Raw genomic sequence first — 18,613 nt, forward strand, 5'->3', positions numbered from 1 at the left:
TCAGCCGCAGTGCGATCGCCGTACCGCGACGGCTGCGCCGCGGCACGCGATTAGCCAAAGCAGGTCACGACCGCACAACACTTCCTTCCGCGGGCGTATCCATCTCGCCATTCGCCGCGGCCTCGAGCGCGCGATCGTGATGCAGCAGCAACGCCGCCGCCATACCGACCAGTCCCGCGCCCGCCAGGCAAATCAGGCCTGCGCCGAAACCGCCGGTGCTGTCCTTGATCCAGCCCATCGCATACGGGCCAAAGAAGCCCGCGAGGTTGCCCAGCGAGTTGATCGCCGCGATACCGCCGGCCGCAGCGGCACCCGACAAAAACGCTGCAGGCAACGTCCAGATCACCGGCAGGCAACCGAAAATCCCGAAGCCCGCAATCGACAACGCGAGCATCTTCAGCACCGGATTATCGAGTCCCGCCGACGCCGCGATACCGGCAGCCGCAACCAGCAGTGCAATACCGACGTGCCGCTTGCGTTCGAGCTTGCGGTCCGAATGGCGCGCCCAGACGATCATGCTGATCACGCCGACGACATACGGCAGCGACGTGACGAAGCCGGTCTGCACGTTGCTAAGACCGAACGACTTGACGATCTGCGGCAGAAAAAAGCTCAAGCCATAGTTCGTCGCATTCGCACCGAAGTAGATCAACGCGATCGCCAGCACGCGCGGATTGAACAACGCCTGCGTCACGCTGAACGCACGCACCGCCTCGCGATGCTTGCGCTCATCCGCCTGGCGCGTGACGAGCCAGTTGCGCTCGTCGGCGGCAAGCCAATGCGCGTCGGCGGGCTTGTCAGTCAGATAGAAGTACACGACAAACGCGAGCAGCAGCGCAGGCAAGGCTTCGAGCAGATACAGCCATTGCCAGCCCGCAAGTCCCGCGCGCCCATCGAGCGACAGCAGCGCGCCGGAAATTGGCGCGCCGATCACCGTTGAAAGCGGAATTGCCGCCATGAAATAGCCGACCACGCGACCTCGATAAACGGCGGGAAACCACAACGTCAGCAGGAAAATAATGCCAGGAAAGAAGCCCGCTTCGGCGATACCGAGTAAAACGCGGAGCCCGTAAAACACCTCCGTATTCTGAAGACCCGTATATTGGGAAATGTGCGGGATAAAGGCCATCGCCGCCGCGACGATACCCCACGTGAACATGATGCGTGCGATCCATCGCCGCGCGCCGAAACGCTCGAGCAGCAGATTCGATGGGACTTCGAAGAAAAAGTAGGCAATGAAGAAAACGCCTGCGCCAAAGCCGAATTGCGACGCAGAGAAGCCGAGATCCTTGTTCATCTGCAGTGCTGCAAAGCCGACGTTCACGCGGTCCAGATACGCAACGAAATAGCACAGGATCAGGAACGGCACGAGCCGGGACATCACGCGCTTCATGGTGCGAGCTTCAAGATCCATCGGTGTCTCCTCCGAATTGGGATCGAGTGGGGATGCGTTTAGCAGGAGACTACTCTTTGAATGCTCGCGATAGAAGTGCGATCAGGCATTTCATGCGGGAAACCATGAGGTGCTATCCGTGCCGCATGAAACTTGCTCGCGTGCATCGCACAAGCACTTTCAATCTGAAAGAAAGCCGCGATGCATGCATCGTGATTCGTGATGACGGGTTCGGTTTAAGGCAGCGCACCGAGCAGGCGCCACCATAGAAGATCGAGCGGCAGCACCGCAACGATCGTGATGACCGCGAGTACGAGACACAGGCGTGCACCATCCTTCAGCGACACGCCGCCCATATGCATCGCGATCATCATCGGCGGCGACTGGTACGGCAGAATCACCGTCGAGAAGGCGGGCACCTGCAGCATCAATACGGTGTAAAGCGAAAGGCCGCTTGCGTGTGCAAGCTGGCCCGCTAACGGTGTCAGCACCGCGGGCAAGGCGGGCAAGGTCGTGAGCATCGAAATCGCCGAGCCGATCGCGACGATCAGCACGACGTTTTCGATCGGATGTCCAGGCTCCATATGCGTCGCGTCGAGCAGCACATGCGCGGCCCACTGCCCTAACCCGCTTTCGGTGATCAACGCACCGAGGCCCAGAAAACCCGCGACGTAGATCAGCGGCGCGATATGCAGGCCCTGATTGAAGTCTTGCGTCGACATGATGCGGGTTTGCGGCAGCAAGCACGCGACGCCCGCTGCAAGACTGACCCACGCCGGCGAAATGCCATGCCAGAAGTCTGTCGCGTAGAACAGCAGCGACAGCGCAAGCACCGCGGTCAGCATCTTTTCCGAAGACGAAAACGGCTTCACGGATCGTTCCGCGAGCGCCGTTTTATCGATCTTGTCCGGATACAGCCAGCAGATCAGCACGATGATCAACACCGTCTTGAGCGCACCGAGCAGCGGGAAATGAAGCAGCAGATACGGCGCGTATTGCAGCTTGACGCCATAGAGTTGCTCGGCCGCGCCTAACAGCACCGAGTTCGGCACATTGGCGGGAAGCACCGACGTGGACGGCATGTAGCTCCCTGCCGCGACGGCCATCACAATACCGGTGTGGCCGCGACGTCCATGACTCAGGCCAAGCCGGTCGGCGAGCACGAGTGCAATCGGCGTGAGGATCAGGATGCGGCCTGTCGTCGACGGCATCACGAATGCGAGACCCACCGAAGCGAGAACGACGACGGCGACGTAATGGCGGTAGGTGTCCGCGCGCATCGACAACAGCTTGTCGCTCAGGCGCTGCGCAAGCCCTGTCGTGCGCACCGCAACGCCCGTGATGCTGCCGCCGAACACGAGCCACCATGCCGGAGAAGTAAAGCCGCTAAACAGCGTTTCCGGAGGCGCGACGGCGAATAGCACGCCGAACAGAAAGAACAGCAGTGTGGTGACCGGTTCCTTGAAAAGGCCGAGCGCCCAGCTCGTCACCGTGAAGACCACGAGCACCGCGGCGCGAAAGGTGGCGGGCGCAAAGCCATGAATGGGCGACACGTAACGGGTCGCGCCCAACGCCGCAATCAGAACCAGCAGCACGACGGCCGTGCCGATCTGCTCGCCATTCCATCGTCTGTGTTCGACGACGGCTTTTCGCGCGTCGCTCATGGAGGTCTCCTGCTTTATGTTCGATCTGCCAATCGTAGACCGATTTAGAATGGCATCAAATCGTTTCCGGGCCAAAAACTTACGTTTTTATGCCACACCAGCGCACTGCGTACGATCCGTATCCGAAGCACAAGCCGACGCCCGCCGAACCGGTGATCGTGCATCTGCGGGTTCCGCCCGCCGACGGCGTGATCCAGTGGCATACGCATGCGTGGGGACAGCTTGTGTGCCCTCACAAAGGCAGCGTCCGCGTCAGTGTGCCTGGCATGATGTGGATCGTGCCGCGTTATCGCGCCGTCTGGATTCCGCCAGGCATCGAACACGAAGTGGTGATGCTCGGCGAAGTGGACTTCCATGTGATGTATGTGGAACCTCGCGCGCTATCGCTGCCGCTCGATGCGTGCACGGTGATCGAAGTCAGCCCGTTGCTGCGCGAGCTCGCCAACGCGCTCGCGGACGATGCGATGCACCAGGAAAAGCGGCGCCATGCGGCGATGGCACTGCTAATCGAAGAAATACGCGAAGCGCCCACGTTGCCGCTTGGCTTGCCGTTACCGACGGAACGGCGGCTTAGAACCCTATGCGTCGCGATGATGGAGGAGCCCGGTGCGGACCGGACGCTCGCTGAATGGGCGCCACGGGTCGGCGCTAGCGCGCGGACACTTGCGCGGCTGTTTCATACTGAGCTCGATACGAGCTTTGGAACCTGGCGCAGGCAGCTCCGGCTCGCCCGTGCAATCGATCTAATCGGGCGCGGCGTGCCGTTGGCTGATGTGGCGATTGAAGTCGGCTACGCGAACCCGCCTGCATTTACGACGATGTTCAGGAATGCGCTGGGTTTTCCGCCGTCGTATCTGGTGAATGCCGGGACAGCGGAGGACACGTGACTCCACGTCTCCTCCGATCGCCACTGTGGCTCACCTCACGCCGTCACAGATGCTGCACCTGCAAAATCGCATCGGCAAACGCTTTCGGCGCTTCTTGCGGCAGGTTGTGCCCGATGCCGCCGCTAATCGTGCGGTGCTGATATTTGCCCGTGAACTTCTTCGCGTACGCGGACGGCTCCGGATGCGGCGCGCCGTTCGCGTCGCCTTCCATCGTGATGGTCGGCACGGAGATGGTCGGGAAGGCCGCGAGGCGCTTTTCGAGGTCGTCGTATTTCGCCTCGCCCTGCGCGAGGCCCAGACGCCAGCGGTAGTTGTGAATCACGATGGCGACGTGGTCCGGATTGTCGAATGCCTTCGCCGAGCGGTCGTACGTCGCATCGCTGAAGCGCCACTTCGGCGACGCCAGTTGCCAGATCAGCTTGTTGAAATCGTGCGTGTTCGCCGCGTAGCCCGCCTGGCCGCGCTCGGTTGTGAAGTAGAACTGATACCACCACGCGAGTTCGGCCTTCGGGGGAAGCGGCTTGCGGTTCGCTTCCTGGCTGCCGATCAGATAGCCGCTCACCGAAACGAGCGCCTTGCAACGTTCCGGCCACAGCGCCGCGATGACGTCGCACGTGCGGCCGCCCCAGTCGTAGCCGGCGAACACGGCCTGATCGATCTTGAGCGCGTCCATCAACGCGATGATGTCGACCGCGACCACCGCCTGCTGACCGTTGCGCGGCGTATCGGCCGACAGGAAGCGCGTCGTGCCGTAGCCGCGCAGATACGGAATGATCACGCGATAGCCGTGCGCCGTGAGAATCGGCGCGACGTCGACAAAGCTGTAGATGTCGTACGGCCAGCCGTGCAGCAGGAACACGACGGGACCGTCCTTCGGACCGGCGTCCACGTAGCCGATGTTCAGCACACCTGCGTCGATCTGCTGGATCGAATCGAACGACGCATTGCTCGCAGCCGTGTGCTTCGGTTGCGCGGCGTGAGCGAAATCGCCAAGGCCCAGTTCCAGCAGGCTCAAGCCTGCGAGCGTGGTGCCGAGCAGCCGGCGGCGGCGAACATTCACGGTATCGGACATGACCATTCCTCTTATAGCATTTGTTGGAGAGACGCCGTGTGCATCGGGCGGCGCGTCCTGGACTTCGTTAAAGAATCAGCTGCTCGCCAGGACCGGTTCGATGATCGCTGAAGATCATTCGATCGGTGGCAGAAATGTTGCGGTTATAGCCGAAAGAAACGCCCGGTTTATTTCCCAATGTATCCGCGCAATCTTCCGACACAAACCCATCCGAAACTGGCCGTCGCCGCTAGAGCATGCATCTTCGCAGCCCATACCATCGCTAGCAAGAGCAACAAAGTTCACATATCGTTGCTTTGTAAGCAACGCAGCGCACAATAGCCGAAGATTTGAACTTGAATTCGGGGAGGTTCGATGCGAGAGATCAATCAGCAACGGCTGCGGTATTTCAACGAGGTCCTGACGCACGGCACGATTCGCGGCGCGGCCGATAATCTGAACACGTCGCCATCGGTGATCACGCGACAGATCAGGCTGCTCGAGGAAGAGCTCGGCACGCTGCTGTTTGAGCGGCAAGCGCGCGGTGTGCGTCCGACCGAAGCCGCCGCTCATCTGCTCGAGTTCTGGCAGGGGTACCGGTCGCAACAGGAAAAGCTCGAAGATCAGTTGCATGCGTTGAAAGGGCTGCAGACGGGGCATATCGACATCGTCGTTAGCGAGGGGTTCGTCGATACGCTCGTCGACGAAGTGCTAAGCCCGTTTTGCGCGCGCTATCCGAAGCTCGATATCGGCATGCATATGCTCGCCGTCGACGCGATTATCGAAGAGGTCGCGGAGAGCCGCGCCCATCTCGGGCTTGCCTACAATCCGCCGCCGCATCCGCAGATCGCATATCGGGCGAGTTCGGCGCAGCCGGTGGTCTTACTGTTGCGCCGCGATCATCCGCTCGCGCTGCAGAAGCGCGCGGCGACCGTCGCGGATTTGCGCGCGTGGCCGCTTGCGGTGATGCCGTCTACGTTCGGGATCGGGCATGTCGTGAACATGCTGGAGGTCGCGGAGAACATCGAGCTTCGGCCGACGCTCGCGACTAACTCGCTCACCGCGCTGAAACGCGTCGTGATGGCGGGCGAGTTCATCACGTTGATTGGGGAGTTCGCGGCATACCGCGAGATTGCCAGCGGTGAACTGATGACGCTGCCGATCAAGCATCCGCTGTTTCAGGGGACGCACGCACGATTGATCGTCAAGGAAGGACGGCCGCTTGCGGCAGGGCCGTTGGAGTTGATCAGGTGGATTGAGCAAAAGCTGCCGGTGTTTGCCGCGCGCGGACAAAGCGGCGGCCGCACGAAAACGCGCCGCCGTCCCGATCCGCACAGTCGTGCATGAGGATCGGGACGGCGGCTACCTACATGTATTACCTGCACATATTAACTACGCTTTACTCGGTCTGGCTACGCGGCTTCAGCTTGCCCTGGTAGCGCAGCAGCGGACGTTGTACCTGCGGTTGTGCTTGCGGCACCTTCAGCATCAGGCTGCGGGCGGTCGCCGATGATGCAGGCGGCGTGATCGAACCGATCGTCGTCGCGCGCGTCGGATTCGCGAGGCCCGAATTCACGAGCATCTTCGCTTCCATCTGCAGGTTCGTCAGCAGCACCGGGTCGGTGGTCAACGCGCTGCTTTGCGCGAGCAGCTGACTCCACGCGTTATCGCCATAGTTCGTCACGTAGTAGTCGAGTCCGCTCGGGTCCGCAACGACAGCCGAGCAGCCGTTCAGGCGAACCTGCATCTGCGTGTCCTTCAGCGCGACGGTCTTGCGCCGCATGAGACCGTCGCCATACGCGAGCGTCATCGGCACCGTCCATTGAATACCCGGATACTGGTTCTTGTTCGGATACGGCGCCTGCTTCAGCGAAACGACTGTCTGATTGCTGGTCAGGTCGCACTGCGTATCGAGTGTGATCAGCGGGACACCCGTTTGACGGACGAAGCTATCGCCGATATCCCCCATCTGCTGGCCACTCGCCTTCGTTAGCTCGTTCCACAGGCGCTTGGGCGTCGTGTTGCCGAACGAATAGTCGGTCAGGTACGACTGCAGCCCTTTGCGCATCACGCCTTCGCCCAGGTAGTTCTCGAGCATCTTCAGCACGATGCCGCCTTTGTCGTACGTGAACGGACTTGCGCTCAGCACGAAGTCGTTCGATGCCCAGTCATTGAAGTTCGGCTGAACCGGGAACGCGTTGGCGCCGAGATCACGCGACATGACCGCGTACTTCGTTCGCACTTCGTCGACCCAGGCAAAGCGCTCCGGGAAGAACAGGATCTTCGTCTTGTTCTCGAAGAACGTCGCGAACGATTCGTTCATCCAGACGTCGTCCCACCAGTCGAGCGTGACGAGGTCGCCGAACCACTGGTGCGCGGCTTCGTGCGTGAGCACCGTAACGCCGTAGTCGGACATCGGTGTGCCGGGGGGCGGCAGGATGTCATCGGCGAATTCGAGAATGGCGCCCCAGTTCTCCATGCCGCCGAAATTCAGGTCCTTCTGCGCCTTGAACGCATCATTGGCGGCAACCGTGTCGAACTTGGACAGCGGCAGCGAGATGCCCGTGTAGCGATAGTAGAAGTCGAGCGCCTGCTTCGTTTGTTGCATCGCGGGCACGGCCCAGTCGCGCATGCCGGGCGGCGTGAAGATGCGCAGATGCAGGTTCTTGCCGTTCGCGAGCGGGTTTGCGAAGTCGTCTTCGAGCGCGTCGAACTGGCCACCGCCGAAGAACAGCAGATACGACGGCATCGGCGGCGTCTTTTCGAACGACACGCGCTTGTAGCCGCTATCGACGTTGACGGACGGCAGTTCCGCTGCGTTCGACACGACGCGCCAGTTCTGCGGCACCTCCGCCGACACTTCGTAGGTCGGCCGGAACGCGGGCTCGTCCCAGCCGGGGAACCATTGCCGCGCGAGGTTGCTTTCGCCCTGCGTGAGGATTGCGCCGCTCGTCGAACCGTCGGTTGCCTTCAGGTCGACGCGAAACACGCCTTCCGCCGCGGAGCAGCCGGGGTACTTATCGTCGCCGCAGCTGCCGCCGGTTTCGGTCGCGGGGTCGTCGTAGGTCTTGAAGTTGATGATGCCCGACCACTCCATATGCAGCGAGTATTCGCCGGCGGGAATCTGGCCGCTCGCGGGGCGCAACTGGTAGAAGTCGCCGTCGTCTTGCGGCGTGGCGATCAGCTCGATATTGCCGGGCTGCAGCACGGTCTTGCCGTTCACGAACTTGATGCGGTGGCCCGCCACTTCGATGAAGTTGACCTTCTTTTTCACCTGGATATCGACGTCCGCGCGGCCGTCGAACGTGGACAGCGCGGGGTTCGGGCGGAACCAGAGCCGGTAGTTGACCGGCTGCACGGTGTCGGGCAGCTCGACCGGCTTCACGGTTTTCTTGATCGTCTTGTCGGCGGCGACGGGCGCCGCCGGCGCCGGCAGAGCAGGCTGCGACGCGGCGTTCGGGGCCGCGGCGCCGCTTACCTGCTGCGAGCTATTCGACGCAATGCCGCCGCTGTCGTCTCCTCCACATGCACTCAGCGCCAGTGTGCCCGCTAGCAGCAAGCACTCCATCTTTAACCGAAAATGTGTACGCATTGTTCGTCCCTGTCCGAAAAGAACTACTTTGAAATGTGAACTTTCTTTGTCTTTTTGTTATTTAATAAAAATCGGAAAAAAGTCTCCCTCACGCGCCTGATGGCGAATGAAAAATCGGCATTTAAAGGCGAATACGATCCTCGGCCTTTAATCACCGATATCAATGCTTTTGAAACGTTGAACTCTAGAATTGCTACGACGTGACGGCTCAGCACGCCGCGAACGCTGCGTGCCTGTAGGCTCGTATGCCGGTTATGGGCGCGTGCGAACCCTTACGCGCTTATGCTCTGATAACTACCAGCTTACGATTGCGGTAGATTAGTTGGGCAAACGTTAGCGTGTCAACGATTAGTTACAAATTATTTCTCTAATTCTTTACGATATGCGACTTAAATCGGCGCAATTCGGAGTGGATTTATTTGAATTGCATTGCGGAATGGTAAATGGAATTACGCATTGATTCGGGGGATTTGGTGTGATTGGCGTGCCCTGCCATCGCATTCATCGCACGAGCACGTCCATCCCTCTTCGAACAAATCACCCGTCCCAAAAAAGTTCGTTGATATGCTTTGACCCACATCTTCGATGGTGCACGCACGGGACACGCTCGAGCAGACTTATGACGCTTGCAATGGAAGAGTTCTATCGGTCTAACGGTGTCGAGCTGGCGCGAGTGCGCGCCGGCGCGCACGCGTCCTTCCCGCTTCACACACACGCCGAATATGTCGTCAGCGCCAATCTGTCTGGATGCGAAAGCATCTGTCTGGACGGCAAGGAGCTGAGCGCAACAGAAGGCATGGTCACCGTCTATAACCCCGAAGCGATGCAGTCTTCGAGCTTCGATTCCGGTGCAGGCGACGCCGAGTTCATTTCTCTTTATATCGATTGCGCCGCGCTTGTGGGAATTGGACACGATAACGGGTGGCTGTCCCGCTCATCGCCGCCGCAGTTAACGCAGGGCGTCTTTTCCTGTCCGAGTTTGCATCAACACATTCTGGCCGCGTACCAGGCAATGCGAGACAACGGCAATGTGGAGTTTGAAGCAGCGATGATTGAACTCGCAGCGGCGCTGTTGCTGTCGGACGGCCACGTTAGCGACGCCGGCGCTGGTCGATCCGCGCTGTCTGCTCGCGAATTGGGACCGGCGCTCGAGTACATGAAATCGCATCTTTCTGCACCGGCCACGCTGGACGCCCTATCCGCTGTCGCGAGCGTGAACAAGTATCAACTGATCCGCAGCTTTAAGGCTGCGATGGGGATGACGCCGGCCAGATACCATATGCAGCTTCGATTGATCGAGGCCCGAAGCCGGTTGCGTCGTGGTTTCAGCGTGCAAGACGTTGCGTTCGAGCTGGGCTTTTTCGACCAGAGCCACTTCATCAATGCATTCAAGAAGGTGCTCGGCGTAAGTCCGCTGCGGTTTGCTGAGCCCGAGCGTTTCATCAAACCGGCAAACCGAGAATGAGCGTGCGATAGCCTGACGATACGACCTGCCACGCAAAGAACGCGAAAAGCGCGGCGGACGCGAAGTAGCTGACCGACAACGCCTTAACGCCGAAGGCTTTTCCTCCCAGTCTCGCGACGAGGCATACCGCGCAAGTCCACACGACGCCCGCGACAAAAAAGCCCGCGAGAAAGCGGCCGGTCGATTCCCACCCCTGGATGCCCGATTGCGCGATCAAAGCGCCGCCGACCGCGGCGAACCAGACAATCGCCGAGGGCGAGGACAGCGCGAGCAAAGCGCCTTTTAACAGTTGTTGAAAATGCGTGCCGCTGATTTCAGCGTTGCTGCTGGATGCCGAGCGAACTGATCGGAACGCGCTGAGCCCCATTTTTACTGCGAGCACGATAAGAACCACCGTCCCGCCGAGCCACATACCCCATCTGACCGCGGAAAACTGCAATAACGCCGTCATTCCCGCCAAAGCGAGGATCGCGTAGATCAAATCGCCAATACACGAGCCCATTCCGAGCCAGAAGCCCGTCCAATAGCCGCGCTGCATCGCGACCGTCATCATCGCGATATTGACGATACCGATGTCGAGGCATAGCGATAGGGAAAGAAGGAAGCCGTTGGTTGCGGGGCTCATGCTGCGGCAAATTCCTTGATGCTGATAGTTCGAACACGACAAAGCGATATGCTGGCCCAGGTGCAGCGCAAACGATTGGAAGAAATTGACACGAGTGGCGGCTGTGATGCCCCGAATCGGTCCTTGTATCATTGAGCAACAAGCACCCGGACACCCTCTGTCCCGCTTCTTCCCCAAAATACGCGACAGGCCTCCTCTTTCGCCAACCGCATTCGCGACGACCGAGTACATGCCATCATCGATGGAGCTTCGTTTGAGCTTGACACCCCAACCGCTACCCGCCGGGCTGATGCTCGTGCACGGCAATCAGCCCGAGCGCCTGCGCGACCTGATGATCGAATGGATCAAGCAATATCCGCTCGCGCCGCTCGAAAACGAAGTGATCCTCGTGCAGAGCAATGGGATTGCGCAATGGCTGAAGCTCGCGTTCGCGGCGGATGCGGTCGACGGCGGTTGCGGCATTTCCGCCGCGCTCGATCTTTCGTTGCCGGCGCGCTTTCTGTGGCAGGTCTATCGCGCGGTGCTCGGCGCCGATGCCGTGCCGGCCGTCTCGCCGTTCGATAAATCGCGCCTTGTCTGGCGGCTCACGCGCCTATTGCCGGAACTGCTGGACCAGCCCGACTACGCGCCGCTCAAGCGCTTCATGGCCCACGACGACGATCAGCGCAAGCGCTTTCAGCTCGCGCAGCGCGTCGCGGATCTGTTTGACCAGTATCAGGTCTATCGCGCGGATTGGCTTGCGCGCTGGGCCGCAGGCGAAGACGTGATCATCGATGCGCGCGACAAGCAGGCTCCGCTGCCCGACGAGCATCGCTGGCAGGCGGCGCTTTGGCGCGCGCTGCTCGATGACGTGACCGTGAACCCGCCCGCGCAGAAAGGCGCCGATGCATCGACGGCGGGCCGCGCGGCCGTCCACGAAGCATTTATCGAGCGTGCCGCCGCGTTGCCCGATGAAAAGCGGCCTAAAGGCCTGCCACGACGCGTGATCGTGTTCGGCATCTCGAGCCTGCCGCGGCAGTCGCTCGAGGTGCTTGCCGCGCTCGCGCGCTTCACGCAGGTGCTGATGTGCGTGCATAACCCTTGTGCGCACTATTGGGCCGACATCGTCGCCGATCAGGATCTGTTGCGCGCCGAGCGCTCGCGTCAGCAGCGGCGTCAAGGCGCGCCGGCGATCGTCGATGAAGAACAACTGCACCTGTATGCGCATCCTTTGCTCGCCGCATGGGGCAAGCAAGGGCGAGACTTTATCGGCCTGCTCGACGAATTCGATAGCGATTCCGCGCGCGACGCCTATTCGTCGCGCTTTGCGAACATCGGCCAGCGTATTGATCTGTTTGAAGCCGAAAGCACGTCGACGATGCTGCAACAACTGCAGGACGACATTCGCGATCTGCGTCCGCTCAAAGAATCAGGCGAGATCTGGCCTGAGGTCGATCCGCGCGAGGACCACTCGATCCGCTTTCATATCGCGCACAGTCCGCAGCGCGAAGTCGAAATTCTGCACGACCAGTTGCTCGCCGCCTTCGCTAACGATCCCTCGCTGCGTCCACGCGACATAATCGTCATGGTGCCCGACATCGAAGCGTACGCGCCGCACATTCAGGCGGTGTTCGGTCTGCTCGACCGGGAGGATCCTCGGTATATCCCGTTTAGCGTCGCGGACCGTGGACAGCGCGATTTCGATCCGCTGCTCGGCGCGCTCGAGACGCTGCTCGCGTTGCCGCAATCGCGCGTGACCGTCAGCGATGTGCTCGATCTGCTCGAAGTGCCCGCATTGCGCGCACGCTTCAATATCGCCGAAGACGATCTGCCGAAGCTGCATAACTGGATCGGCGGCGCGAATATCCGATGGGGATTGCACGGCGAACAGCGCGCGAGTCTCGATTTGCCGAAGGCCGGCAACGACGATGCGCCGAATACCTGGGCCTTCGGTTTGCGCCGGATGATGCTCGGCTACGCGGTCGGCGACAAGTCGGACGCATGGCGCGAAATCGAGCCTTACGCTGAAATTGGCGGCCTCGATGCGGCGTTGCTCGGGCCGCTCACGCATCTGATCGATGCGCTCGAACACACGTGGAAGACCTTGCGCGAGCCCGCTACCGTCGATGGATGGTGCACGCGTTTGCGCGAACTCAAGAACACATTCTTCGCTTCCATCGATAGCGACGATGCATACACGCTCGGGCGTCTCGACGCCGCTTTGGAAGCATGGCGCGACGCATGCGTCGACGCGGCGCTGACCGGCGAACTGCCGCTGTCGATTGTCGCGGACCACTGGCTGGCACAGCTCGAAGAAGGCAGCCTGTCGCAGCGCTTTTTCGCGGGCGCCGTCACGTTTGCCACGCTGATGCCGATGCGCGCGATTCCGTTTCGCCGCGTCTGTCTGCTCGGGATGAACGATGGCGATTATCCGCGCACGCGCACGCCGCTCGATTTCGATTTGATGCGGCAAAACTATCGTCCCGGCGACCGGTCGCGACGCGAGGATGACCGCTATCTGTTCCTCGAAGCGCTGCTGTCGGCGCGCGAGCATTTGCATGTGTCGTGGGTGGGGCGCAGCGTCACGGACAACACGCCGCGGCCGCCGTCGGTGCTGGTTGGGCAGTTGCTTGAACATTTGTCGGCTGGCTGGCGTCTTGCTGGGGAAAGCGAAAGTGACCGTGATCCTCATGCGCTAGGTCATGCACTAACAATCGTTCACAGGCTTCAGCCGTTTAGCGCGGATTACTTCCCGGCGGATCCTGATCCGCGTGCATCGTCGTCGAAGCTGTTCACGTTCGCGAGCGAATGGCGTGCGGCGTCGACGGCGGCGTCGATCGGTGCGGGTGCGACGAAGCACGCTTCTTCCACGGCCTCCGCGGATACGCTGCTGCCGCCGCTCGAACGCGACGAGCCGTTGTCGTTACGCGAGCTCGCCGATTTCTTGCGAGATCCAGTGAAGAGCTTCTTCCGGCAACGTCTGCGCGTCGCCTTCGAGACCGACGTGATGGCGAGCGAAAACGACGAACCGTTCGACCTCGACGGCCTCAGGTCCTGGCAACTGCAAAACGAGCTGATCCGCGCACAGGTCGCGGCACTCGAACGCGGCGACGACGATTTGCTTCCCGCTGCGCAAGCGCGCCTCGCGCGCATGCACCGCAGCGGCGATCTGGCGACAGGCGGATTCGGCGAACTGCTCGGCGACGAACTGATGGAGCCGATGCCCGATCTTTTCGAGCGCTACAGGATCGCACTCGTGCGTTGGCCGCAGATGCTCGATGAACAGCAGCACGAGCTGATTGTCGAAGAGACGGTCGACGGACGAGCCCGTTCGATCGACGACTGGATCGGCGACATTCGCACGAATGTGGATGGCGAGTTGGGGCGCGTGACGCTCGACGCGAGCGCGCTAATCAAAGACAACAAGTATCGGCGCGACAGGGTGATAGCGCCCTGGGTCACGCATCTCGCCGCGCAAATCGCGGTCGGGCCGCTAACAACGGTTGTGGTCAGCAAGATCGGAAGTATTGAGCTCGCGCCATTGAGCGAAGAGGCCGCCCGCGCGCATCTGCTCGCGTTGCTTCGCGCGTGGGACGAAGGCATGCGCCGGCCGCTTCCGCTCGCGGTCAATGCGGCATTTGCATGGCTCGGCAAGTGGTCGCCCGAGGTTCCCGACGAGCGGACGCAAGCGCGCGAAGCGGCGCGTGCGGCATACGATGGCACGTCATGGCAATCGGGAGAGCGCGATATGAACGCCTATTTGCGGCGCGTATATCCGGACTTCGATGCGCTCGCGGCGAGCGGCGATTTCGAGCGGCTCTCGGTCGAACTGCTGCTTCCGCTGCATCTTGCGATTCCGTCGTCGACGAGGCAGAAAAACGGCGCGAAAGATGATGGAGACGCTCAATGAGTGAGCATGTGAACGTGAACATGACAACTTCATCTGAAGCGGCCGCAGCGCTCGATCCACTGCGGTTTCCGTTGCGCGGCAGCAGTCTGATCGAAGCAAGTGCGGGAACGGGTAAGACTTTTACGATCGCCATGCTTTATGTGCGGCTTGTGCTCGGGCATGCGGGCACCGGCGGCCACGGCGGCGGCGAGGACGCTAAGGATATACGTGCGCTCACGCCGCCGGAAATCCTTGTCGTGACGTTTACCGATGCCGCGACAAAGGAATTGCGTGAGCGGATTCGCGCGCGGCTCGTCGATGCGGCCGGATATTTTCGTGCGGACCCGGACGAAGTCGAGATCGAGGCCGCTGCGCTTTCAACAGGCGCCGATCTGCTGCATGACTTGCGCGCCGAATACGCGCCCGAACACTGGCCTGGCTGCGCGCGTCGTCTGCAACTGGCGGCCGAATGGATGGATGAAGCGGCCGTGTCGACGATTCACGGCTGGTGCAACCGCATGCTCAGTGAACACGCTTTCGACAGCGACAGCCTGTTTTCACAGACACTCGAAACCGATCAAAGCGCGCTGCAAGCCGAGGTTGTGCGCGACTATTGGCGAACGTTTCTGACGCCGCTCGATGCGGAGTCAGCGCACGATGTGCGTCAATGGTTTGCGAGCCCGCTGGATTTGCAGCGCGTCGTGAGCAGATTGCTGGCTCATGCCGATCTGCTGCCGCAAGCTGACGCGCCTGAATCGACGCTAAAAGAAGCGCGCGACAAGCAACGCGCGCACCTCGCGCGGTTGAAAGAAAACTGGACGTCATGGTGCGACGAGCTTCAAACGATCCTCGATGAAGCGCGCGACAAGAAGCAGTTCAACGCGCAGAAGTTGAATCGCGCGAACTGTCAGACGTGGCTTGAAAAACTGCGTGCGTGGGCTGCCGATCCGCTGATGGCCAGACCCGCCTTCGACGATAAGGCTGCCGTATGGACGCGTCTCACGCATGCCGGACTCGCGGAGATCTGGAAAGTCGGTGAGCCGCCTTCTCATCCGGCGCTCGACGCAATGGAAGCACTGCGCGATGCCCTCGCCGCTCAACCGACCGCTTACTACGACCTGCTCTGCCACGCCGCGCACTGGGTCTCGCAACGCTTCGCTGCTGAAGAAAAGAAGCGCTCGCAAATGGGCTTCGACGATCTGCTGACGCGTCTACGCGATGCGCTACGTTCGCCGAACGGTGAGCGTCTCGCGGACATCATCCGCAAGCAGTATCCCGTGGCGCTGATCGACGAGTTCCAGGACACGGACCCGATACAGTATGAGATTTTCGATCGCGTCTATCGAATCAAGGAGAACCATGCCGACACCGCGATCATCCTGATCGGTGATCCGAAACAGGCGATCTACGCGTTTCGCGGCGCCGACATCTATACGTACCTCGCGGCGCGTCGCGCGTGCGCGGGGCGGCTCTTTACGCTGAAGAAGAACTTCCGGTCGACGCGCGCGATGGTGAGCGCGGTCAACCGATGCTTTGAAGCGGCCGAGGAACGGCCGGCCGGTCCCGGCGCGTTTCTGTTTCGTGATTCGGAGACGGGAGACAATCCGCTGCCGTTTGTGGCGGCCGAGGCAGCAGGTCGCCGTGACACGTTGCGGATCGCGGACGGCGACTCGCCCGCGGCCCTGACCGCGTGGTGGATGCCACCGATGGAAAGCGGTATAGCGCTTTCGAAGGACGCGTATATGCGCGGCATGGCTGCGGGTTGTGCGTCGGAGATGGTGCGGTTGTTGAATCTGGGGCAGGCGAAGAAAGCGGGCTTTGTTAGCGACAGCGCCGGTGCCGGTGCCGGTGCGAAAGACGGCGCCGTCGGCGGCACGCTAGGCTTAAAACCGCTGCAACCGGCGGATATGGCGGTGCTCGTCAACAACGGCGAAGAGGCGCGTGCGATCCGCACGGCGCTCGCCGAGCGCGGCGTGCGTAGCGTCTATCTCTCCGATCGCGATTCGGTGTTTCAAACCGAGCAGGCTGTCGAGTTGCGTCATTGGCTTGCCGCCTGCGCAGAACCCGACGACGGACGCCTCGTGCGCGCCGCACTCGCGACCGCGACGCTCGGGCTCGATTTCACCGATCTCGATGCGCTCACGCATGACGAAATCGCCTGGGAAACGCGCGTGATGCAATTCCGCGGCTATCGCGACAGTTGGCGCAACAAGGGGGTTCTGCCGATGCTGCGTCAGTTGCTGCACGATTTTCAGGTGCCGCAGAGGCTGATCGGACGCACGGCAGGCGCGCCGGTGAACGGCGAACGCGTGCTGACGAATCTGCTGCATCTGGCCGAGTTGCTGCAGCAGGCGAGCACGCAGCTCGATGGCGAGCATGCGTTGATTCGCTATGTCGATGAAGAGCTGGCGGATCAGGCCGGCGGTGGTGCGGGTGGCGATGCACGACAGCTCCGGCTCGAAAGCGATGCGGGTCTCGTGCAGGTGGTGACGATTCACAAATCGAAAGGCCTCGAATATCCGCTGGTGTTTCTGCCGTTTGCGGGCAATTATCGGCCGGCGAAAGCGGCGGATATGCCGCTCAAGTGGCATGACGATGAAGGCCGGCTGAAAGTGACGCTAGATGATGTATCCGTCTTGCCGCAAGTCGATCGCGAGCGGCTTGGTGAAGATTTGCGCAAGCTTTATGTGGCCCTTACGCGTGCGCGGTACGCGACGTGGGTGGGGATTGCGCCGATCCCCGGCATCGAGTTGAGCGCGTTTGGATATCTGCTTTCTGGCGGTAGAGCGATCGTGCCGGATGAGCTGGGACAGTTGCTTGAGCAGCTGCGTCTGGATCACGCGGATATTTGCGTGGCTGAGGCGCCGGCTGCCGGCAGTGAGCTTTTCGCGTCGCGCGAATCGCTGGCCGAGCGCGGTGCGGCGCGGACGTTGTCGCGTGCCGTGCGCGAGCATTGGTGGATTGCGAGCTATTCGAGCTTGCGTAAGGTCGATGGGGTGATTGGCGGTGTTTCGGCGCATGAGCCGGCCGTTAGTCCACTCGCCGCGGCCGGCACCGGTGAGCAGCATCCGGCGCCGGATACGCGGGGTCAGGATGTGTATCAGGAACTTGCGGGTGCTGAAACGCCGGATGATTTCGCTGATGCTGCGGCTGCCTGGCAACGGACCGAAGCGGCTGGCGACTATGCGGATGTGCAGGTCGATTCCTCGTTGCATGGGCTTCCGCGTGGGGCGGATGCGGGAACGTTCATTCACGAGTTGATGGAGTGGGCGGCGACTGAGGGCTTTGCTGAAATCGTCAAGAACCGTGAGATGGTGCGGGACACCGTTGCGCGTCGCTGCAGTGTGCGCGGGTGGGCTCGCTGGATTGAGCCGCTTACCGAATGGCTTTTGAGGCTGCTGCGCGAGCCATTACGAATTCCGTCGATGTCGAAGACGGTTATCGCGCCCGTTACGCTATCTGCGTTAGAGACGTATGTGCCCGAAATGGAGTTTTGGGTCGCTACGCATGATGTCGATGCGCAGACGCTGGATCGTCTGGTCTGCGATATGACGCTTGATGGTGCGGTGCGTCCCGCACTCGAGCCTGCGCAGCTCAATGGAATGCTCAAAGGGTTTATCGATCTTGTGTTCGAGCATGACGGCCGCTTTTATGTCGCGGACTATAAGTCGAACTGGCTCGGGCCCGATGATGCGGCATACACGACCGCAAAGATGCGCGCGCAGATTCTGCATTCGCGCTATGAGCTGCAATACGTGTTGTATCTGTTTGCGCTGCATCGGTTGTTGAAGACGCGTCTGCCGGATTACGACTATGACCGACATGTCGGTGGCGCGGTGTATCTGTTTCTGCGCGGTAGTCATGCGGAAAGCCAGGGCGTGTTTGTCGATCGGCCACCGCGTGAGTTGATCGAGCGGCTGGATGCGCTCTTTGCGAACAGTGTCGGCAGGGAAGAACTGGCGGGAGATATTGCATGACGAAACGGCGTGTCACTGACTCCCGGACTGGCGATCTGTTTGCGGATTTGCCGGCGGCGCCTGAGCAGACGGAGACGCGGACGTCTCGCGA

Annotated in this window: 10 protein-coding genes; 5 read left to right on the plus strand and 5 right to left on the minus strand. The window is 61.1% G+C overall.

All coding sequences use genetic code 11. The features are described 5' to 3' along the window. Positions 1-64: 64 nt before the first annotated feature. Complete coding sequence (locus KZJ38_RS00940) at positions 65-1,414, minus strand: MFS transporter (protein ID WP_219798373.1); 1,350 nt, start codon at positions 1,412-1,414, stop codon at positions 65-67. Between the two features lie 215 nt (positions 1,415-1,629). Beyond that, a complete protein-coding gene (locus tag KZJ38_RS00945; protein ID WP_219798374.1) occupies positions 1,630-3,057 on the minus strand; it encodes an SLC13 family permease in 1,428 nt (475 codons plus the stop codon). Positions 3,058-3,146: 89 nt separating this feature from the next. Between KZJ38_RS00945 and KZJ38_RS00950 the strand changes: the two genes are divergently transcribed. Next, positions 3,147-3,944 (plus strand): AraC family transcriptional regulator, encoded by a 798-nt coding sequence (locus tag KZJ38_RS00950; protein WP_219798375.1) that lies wholly within the window; start codon positions 3,147-3,149, stop codon positions 3,942-3,944. A 43-nt stretch (positions 3,945-3,987) separates the two neighbouring features. On the opposite strand, the gene KZJ38_RS00955 is transcribed toward KZJ38_RS00950, so the two are convergent. Beyond that, positions 3,988-5,016 carry an alpha/beta fold hydrolase gene (locus KZJ38_RS00955; RefSeq protein WP_219798376.1) on the minus strand — a complete coding sequence of 343 codons (1,029 nt, stop codon included), beginning with the start codon at positions 5,014-5,016 and terminating at the stop codon, positions 3,988-3,990. A 354-nt stretch (positions 5,017-5,370) separates the two neighbouring features. Between KZJ38_RS00955 and KZJ38_RS00960 the strand changes: the two genes are divergently transcribed. Next, the gene (locus KZJ38_RS00960) at positions 5,371-6,342 is read left to right on the plus strand and encodes a LysR family transcriptional regulator (protein ID WP_219798377.1); all 972 of its coding nucleotides are present in this window, start codon (positions 5,371-5,373) and stop codon (positions 6,340-6,342) included. Between the two features lie 52 nt (positions 6,343-6,394). On the opposite strand, the gene KZJ38_RS00965 is transcribed toward KZJ38_RS00960, so the two are convergent. Next, complete coding sequence (locus tag KZJ38_RS00965) at positions 6,395-8,587, minus strand: M1 family metallopeptidase (RefSeq protein ID WP_219798378.1); 2,193 nt, start codon at positions 8,585-8,587, stop codon at positions 6,395-6,397. A 619-nt stretch (positions 8,588-9,206) separates the two neighbouring features. On the opposite strand from KZJ38_RS00965, the gene KZJ38_RS00970 reads away from it, so the two are divergent. Further along, positions 9,207-10,052, plus strand: coding sequence for an AraC family transcriptional regulator (locus KZJ38_RS00970; RefSeq protein WP_219798379.1), 846 nt, complete (start codon positions 9,207-9,209; stop codon positions 10,050-10,052). Here KZJ38_RS00970 and KZJ38_RS00975 read toward each other — a convergent pair. Further along, complete coding sequence (locus tag KZJ38_RS00975) at positions 10,030-10,983, minus strand: LysE family translocator (protein ID WP_343223843.1); 954 nt, start codon at positions 10,981-10,983, stop codon at positions 10,030-10,032. The two genes, KZJ38_RS00970 and KZJ38_RS00975, sit on opposite strands and share 23 nt — an antisense overlap. Between KZJ38_RS00975 and recC the strand changes: the two genes are divergently transcribed. Together recC and recB are read left to right on the plus strand one after the other, a co-directional pair. After that, complete coding sequence (gene recC / locus KZJ38_RS00980; protein WP_246641596.1) at positions 10,931-14,566, plus strand: exodeoxyribonuclease V subunit gamma; 3,636 nt, start codon at positions 10,931-10,933, stop codon at positions 14,564-14,566. The two genes, KZJ38_RS00975 and recC, sit on opposite strands and share 53 nt — an antisense overlap. 20 nt (positions 14,567-14,586) lie before the next feature. Then, positions 14,587-18,522, plus strand: a complete 3,936-nt coding sequence (gene recB / locus KZJ38_RS00985) for an exodeoxyribonuclease V subunit beta (protein WP_219798382.1) — start codon at positions 14,587-14,589, stop codon at positions 18,520-18,522. The last annotated feature ends 91 nt before the right edge of the window (positions 18,523-18,613 follow it).

This window comes from Paraburkholderia edwinii (assembly GCF_019428685.1).
GTDB lineage: Bacteria > Pseudomonadota > Gammaproteobacteria > Burkholderiales > Burkholderiaceae > Paraburkholderia > Paraburkholderia edwinii.

Coding starts and splice junctions, on each gene's coding strand:
- KZJ38_RS00965 (WP_219798378.1), bottom strand. CDS start 8,587: ATGCGTACACATTTTCGGTTAAAGATGGAGTGCTTGCTGCTAGCGGGC.
- KZJ38_RS00940 (WP_219798373.1), bottom strand. CDS start 1,414: ATGGATCTTGAAGCTCGCACCATGAAGCGCGTGATGTCCCGGCTCGTG.
- recB (WP_219798382.1), top strand. CDS start 14,587: ATGACAACTTCATCTGAAGCGGCCGCAGCGCTCGATCCACTGCGGTTT.
- KZJ38_RS00955 (WP_219798376.1), bottom strand. CDS start 5,016: ATGTCCGATACCGTGAATGTTCGCCGCCGCCGGCTGCTCGGCACCACG.
- KZJ38_RS00945 (WP_219798374.1), bottom strand. CDS start 3,057: ATGAGCGACGCGCGAAAAGCCGTCGTCGAACACAGACGATGGAATGGC.
- KZJ38_RS00960 (WP_219798377.1), top strand. CDS start 5,371: ATGCGAGAGATCAATCAGCAACGGCTGCGGTATTTCAACGAGGTCCTG.
- KZJ38_RS00970 (WP_219798379.1), top strand. CDS start 9,207: ATGACGCTTGCAATGGAAGAGTTCTATCGGTCTAACGGTGTCGAGCTG.
- KZJ38_RS00950 (WP_219798375.1), top strand. CDS start 3,147: ATGCCACACCAGCGCACTGCGTACGATCCGTATCCGAAGCACAAGCCG.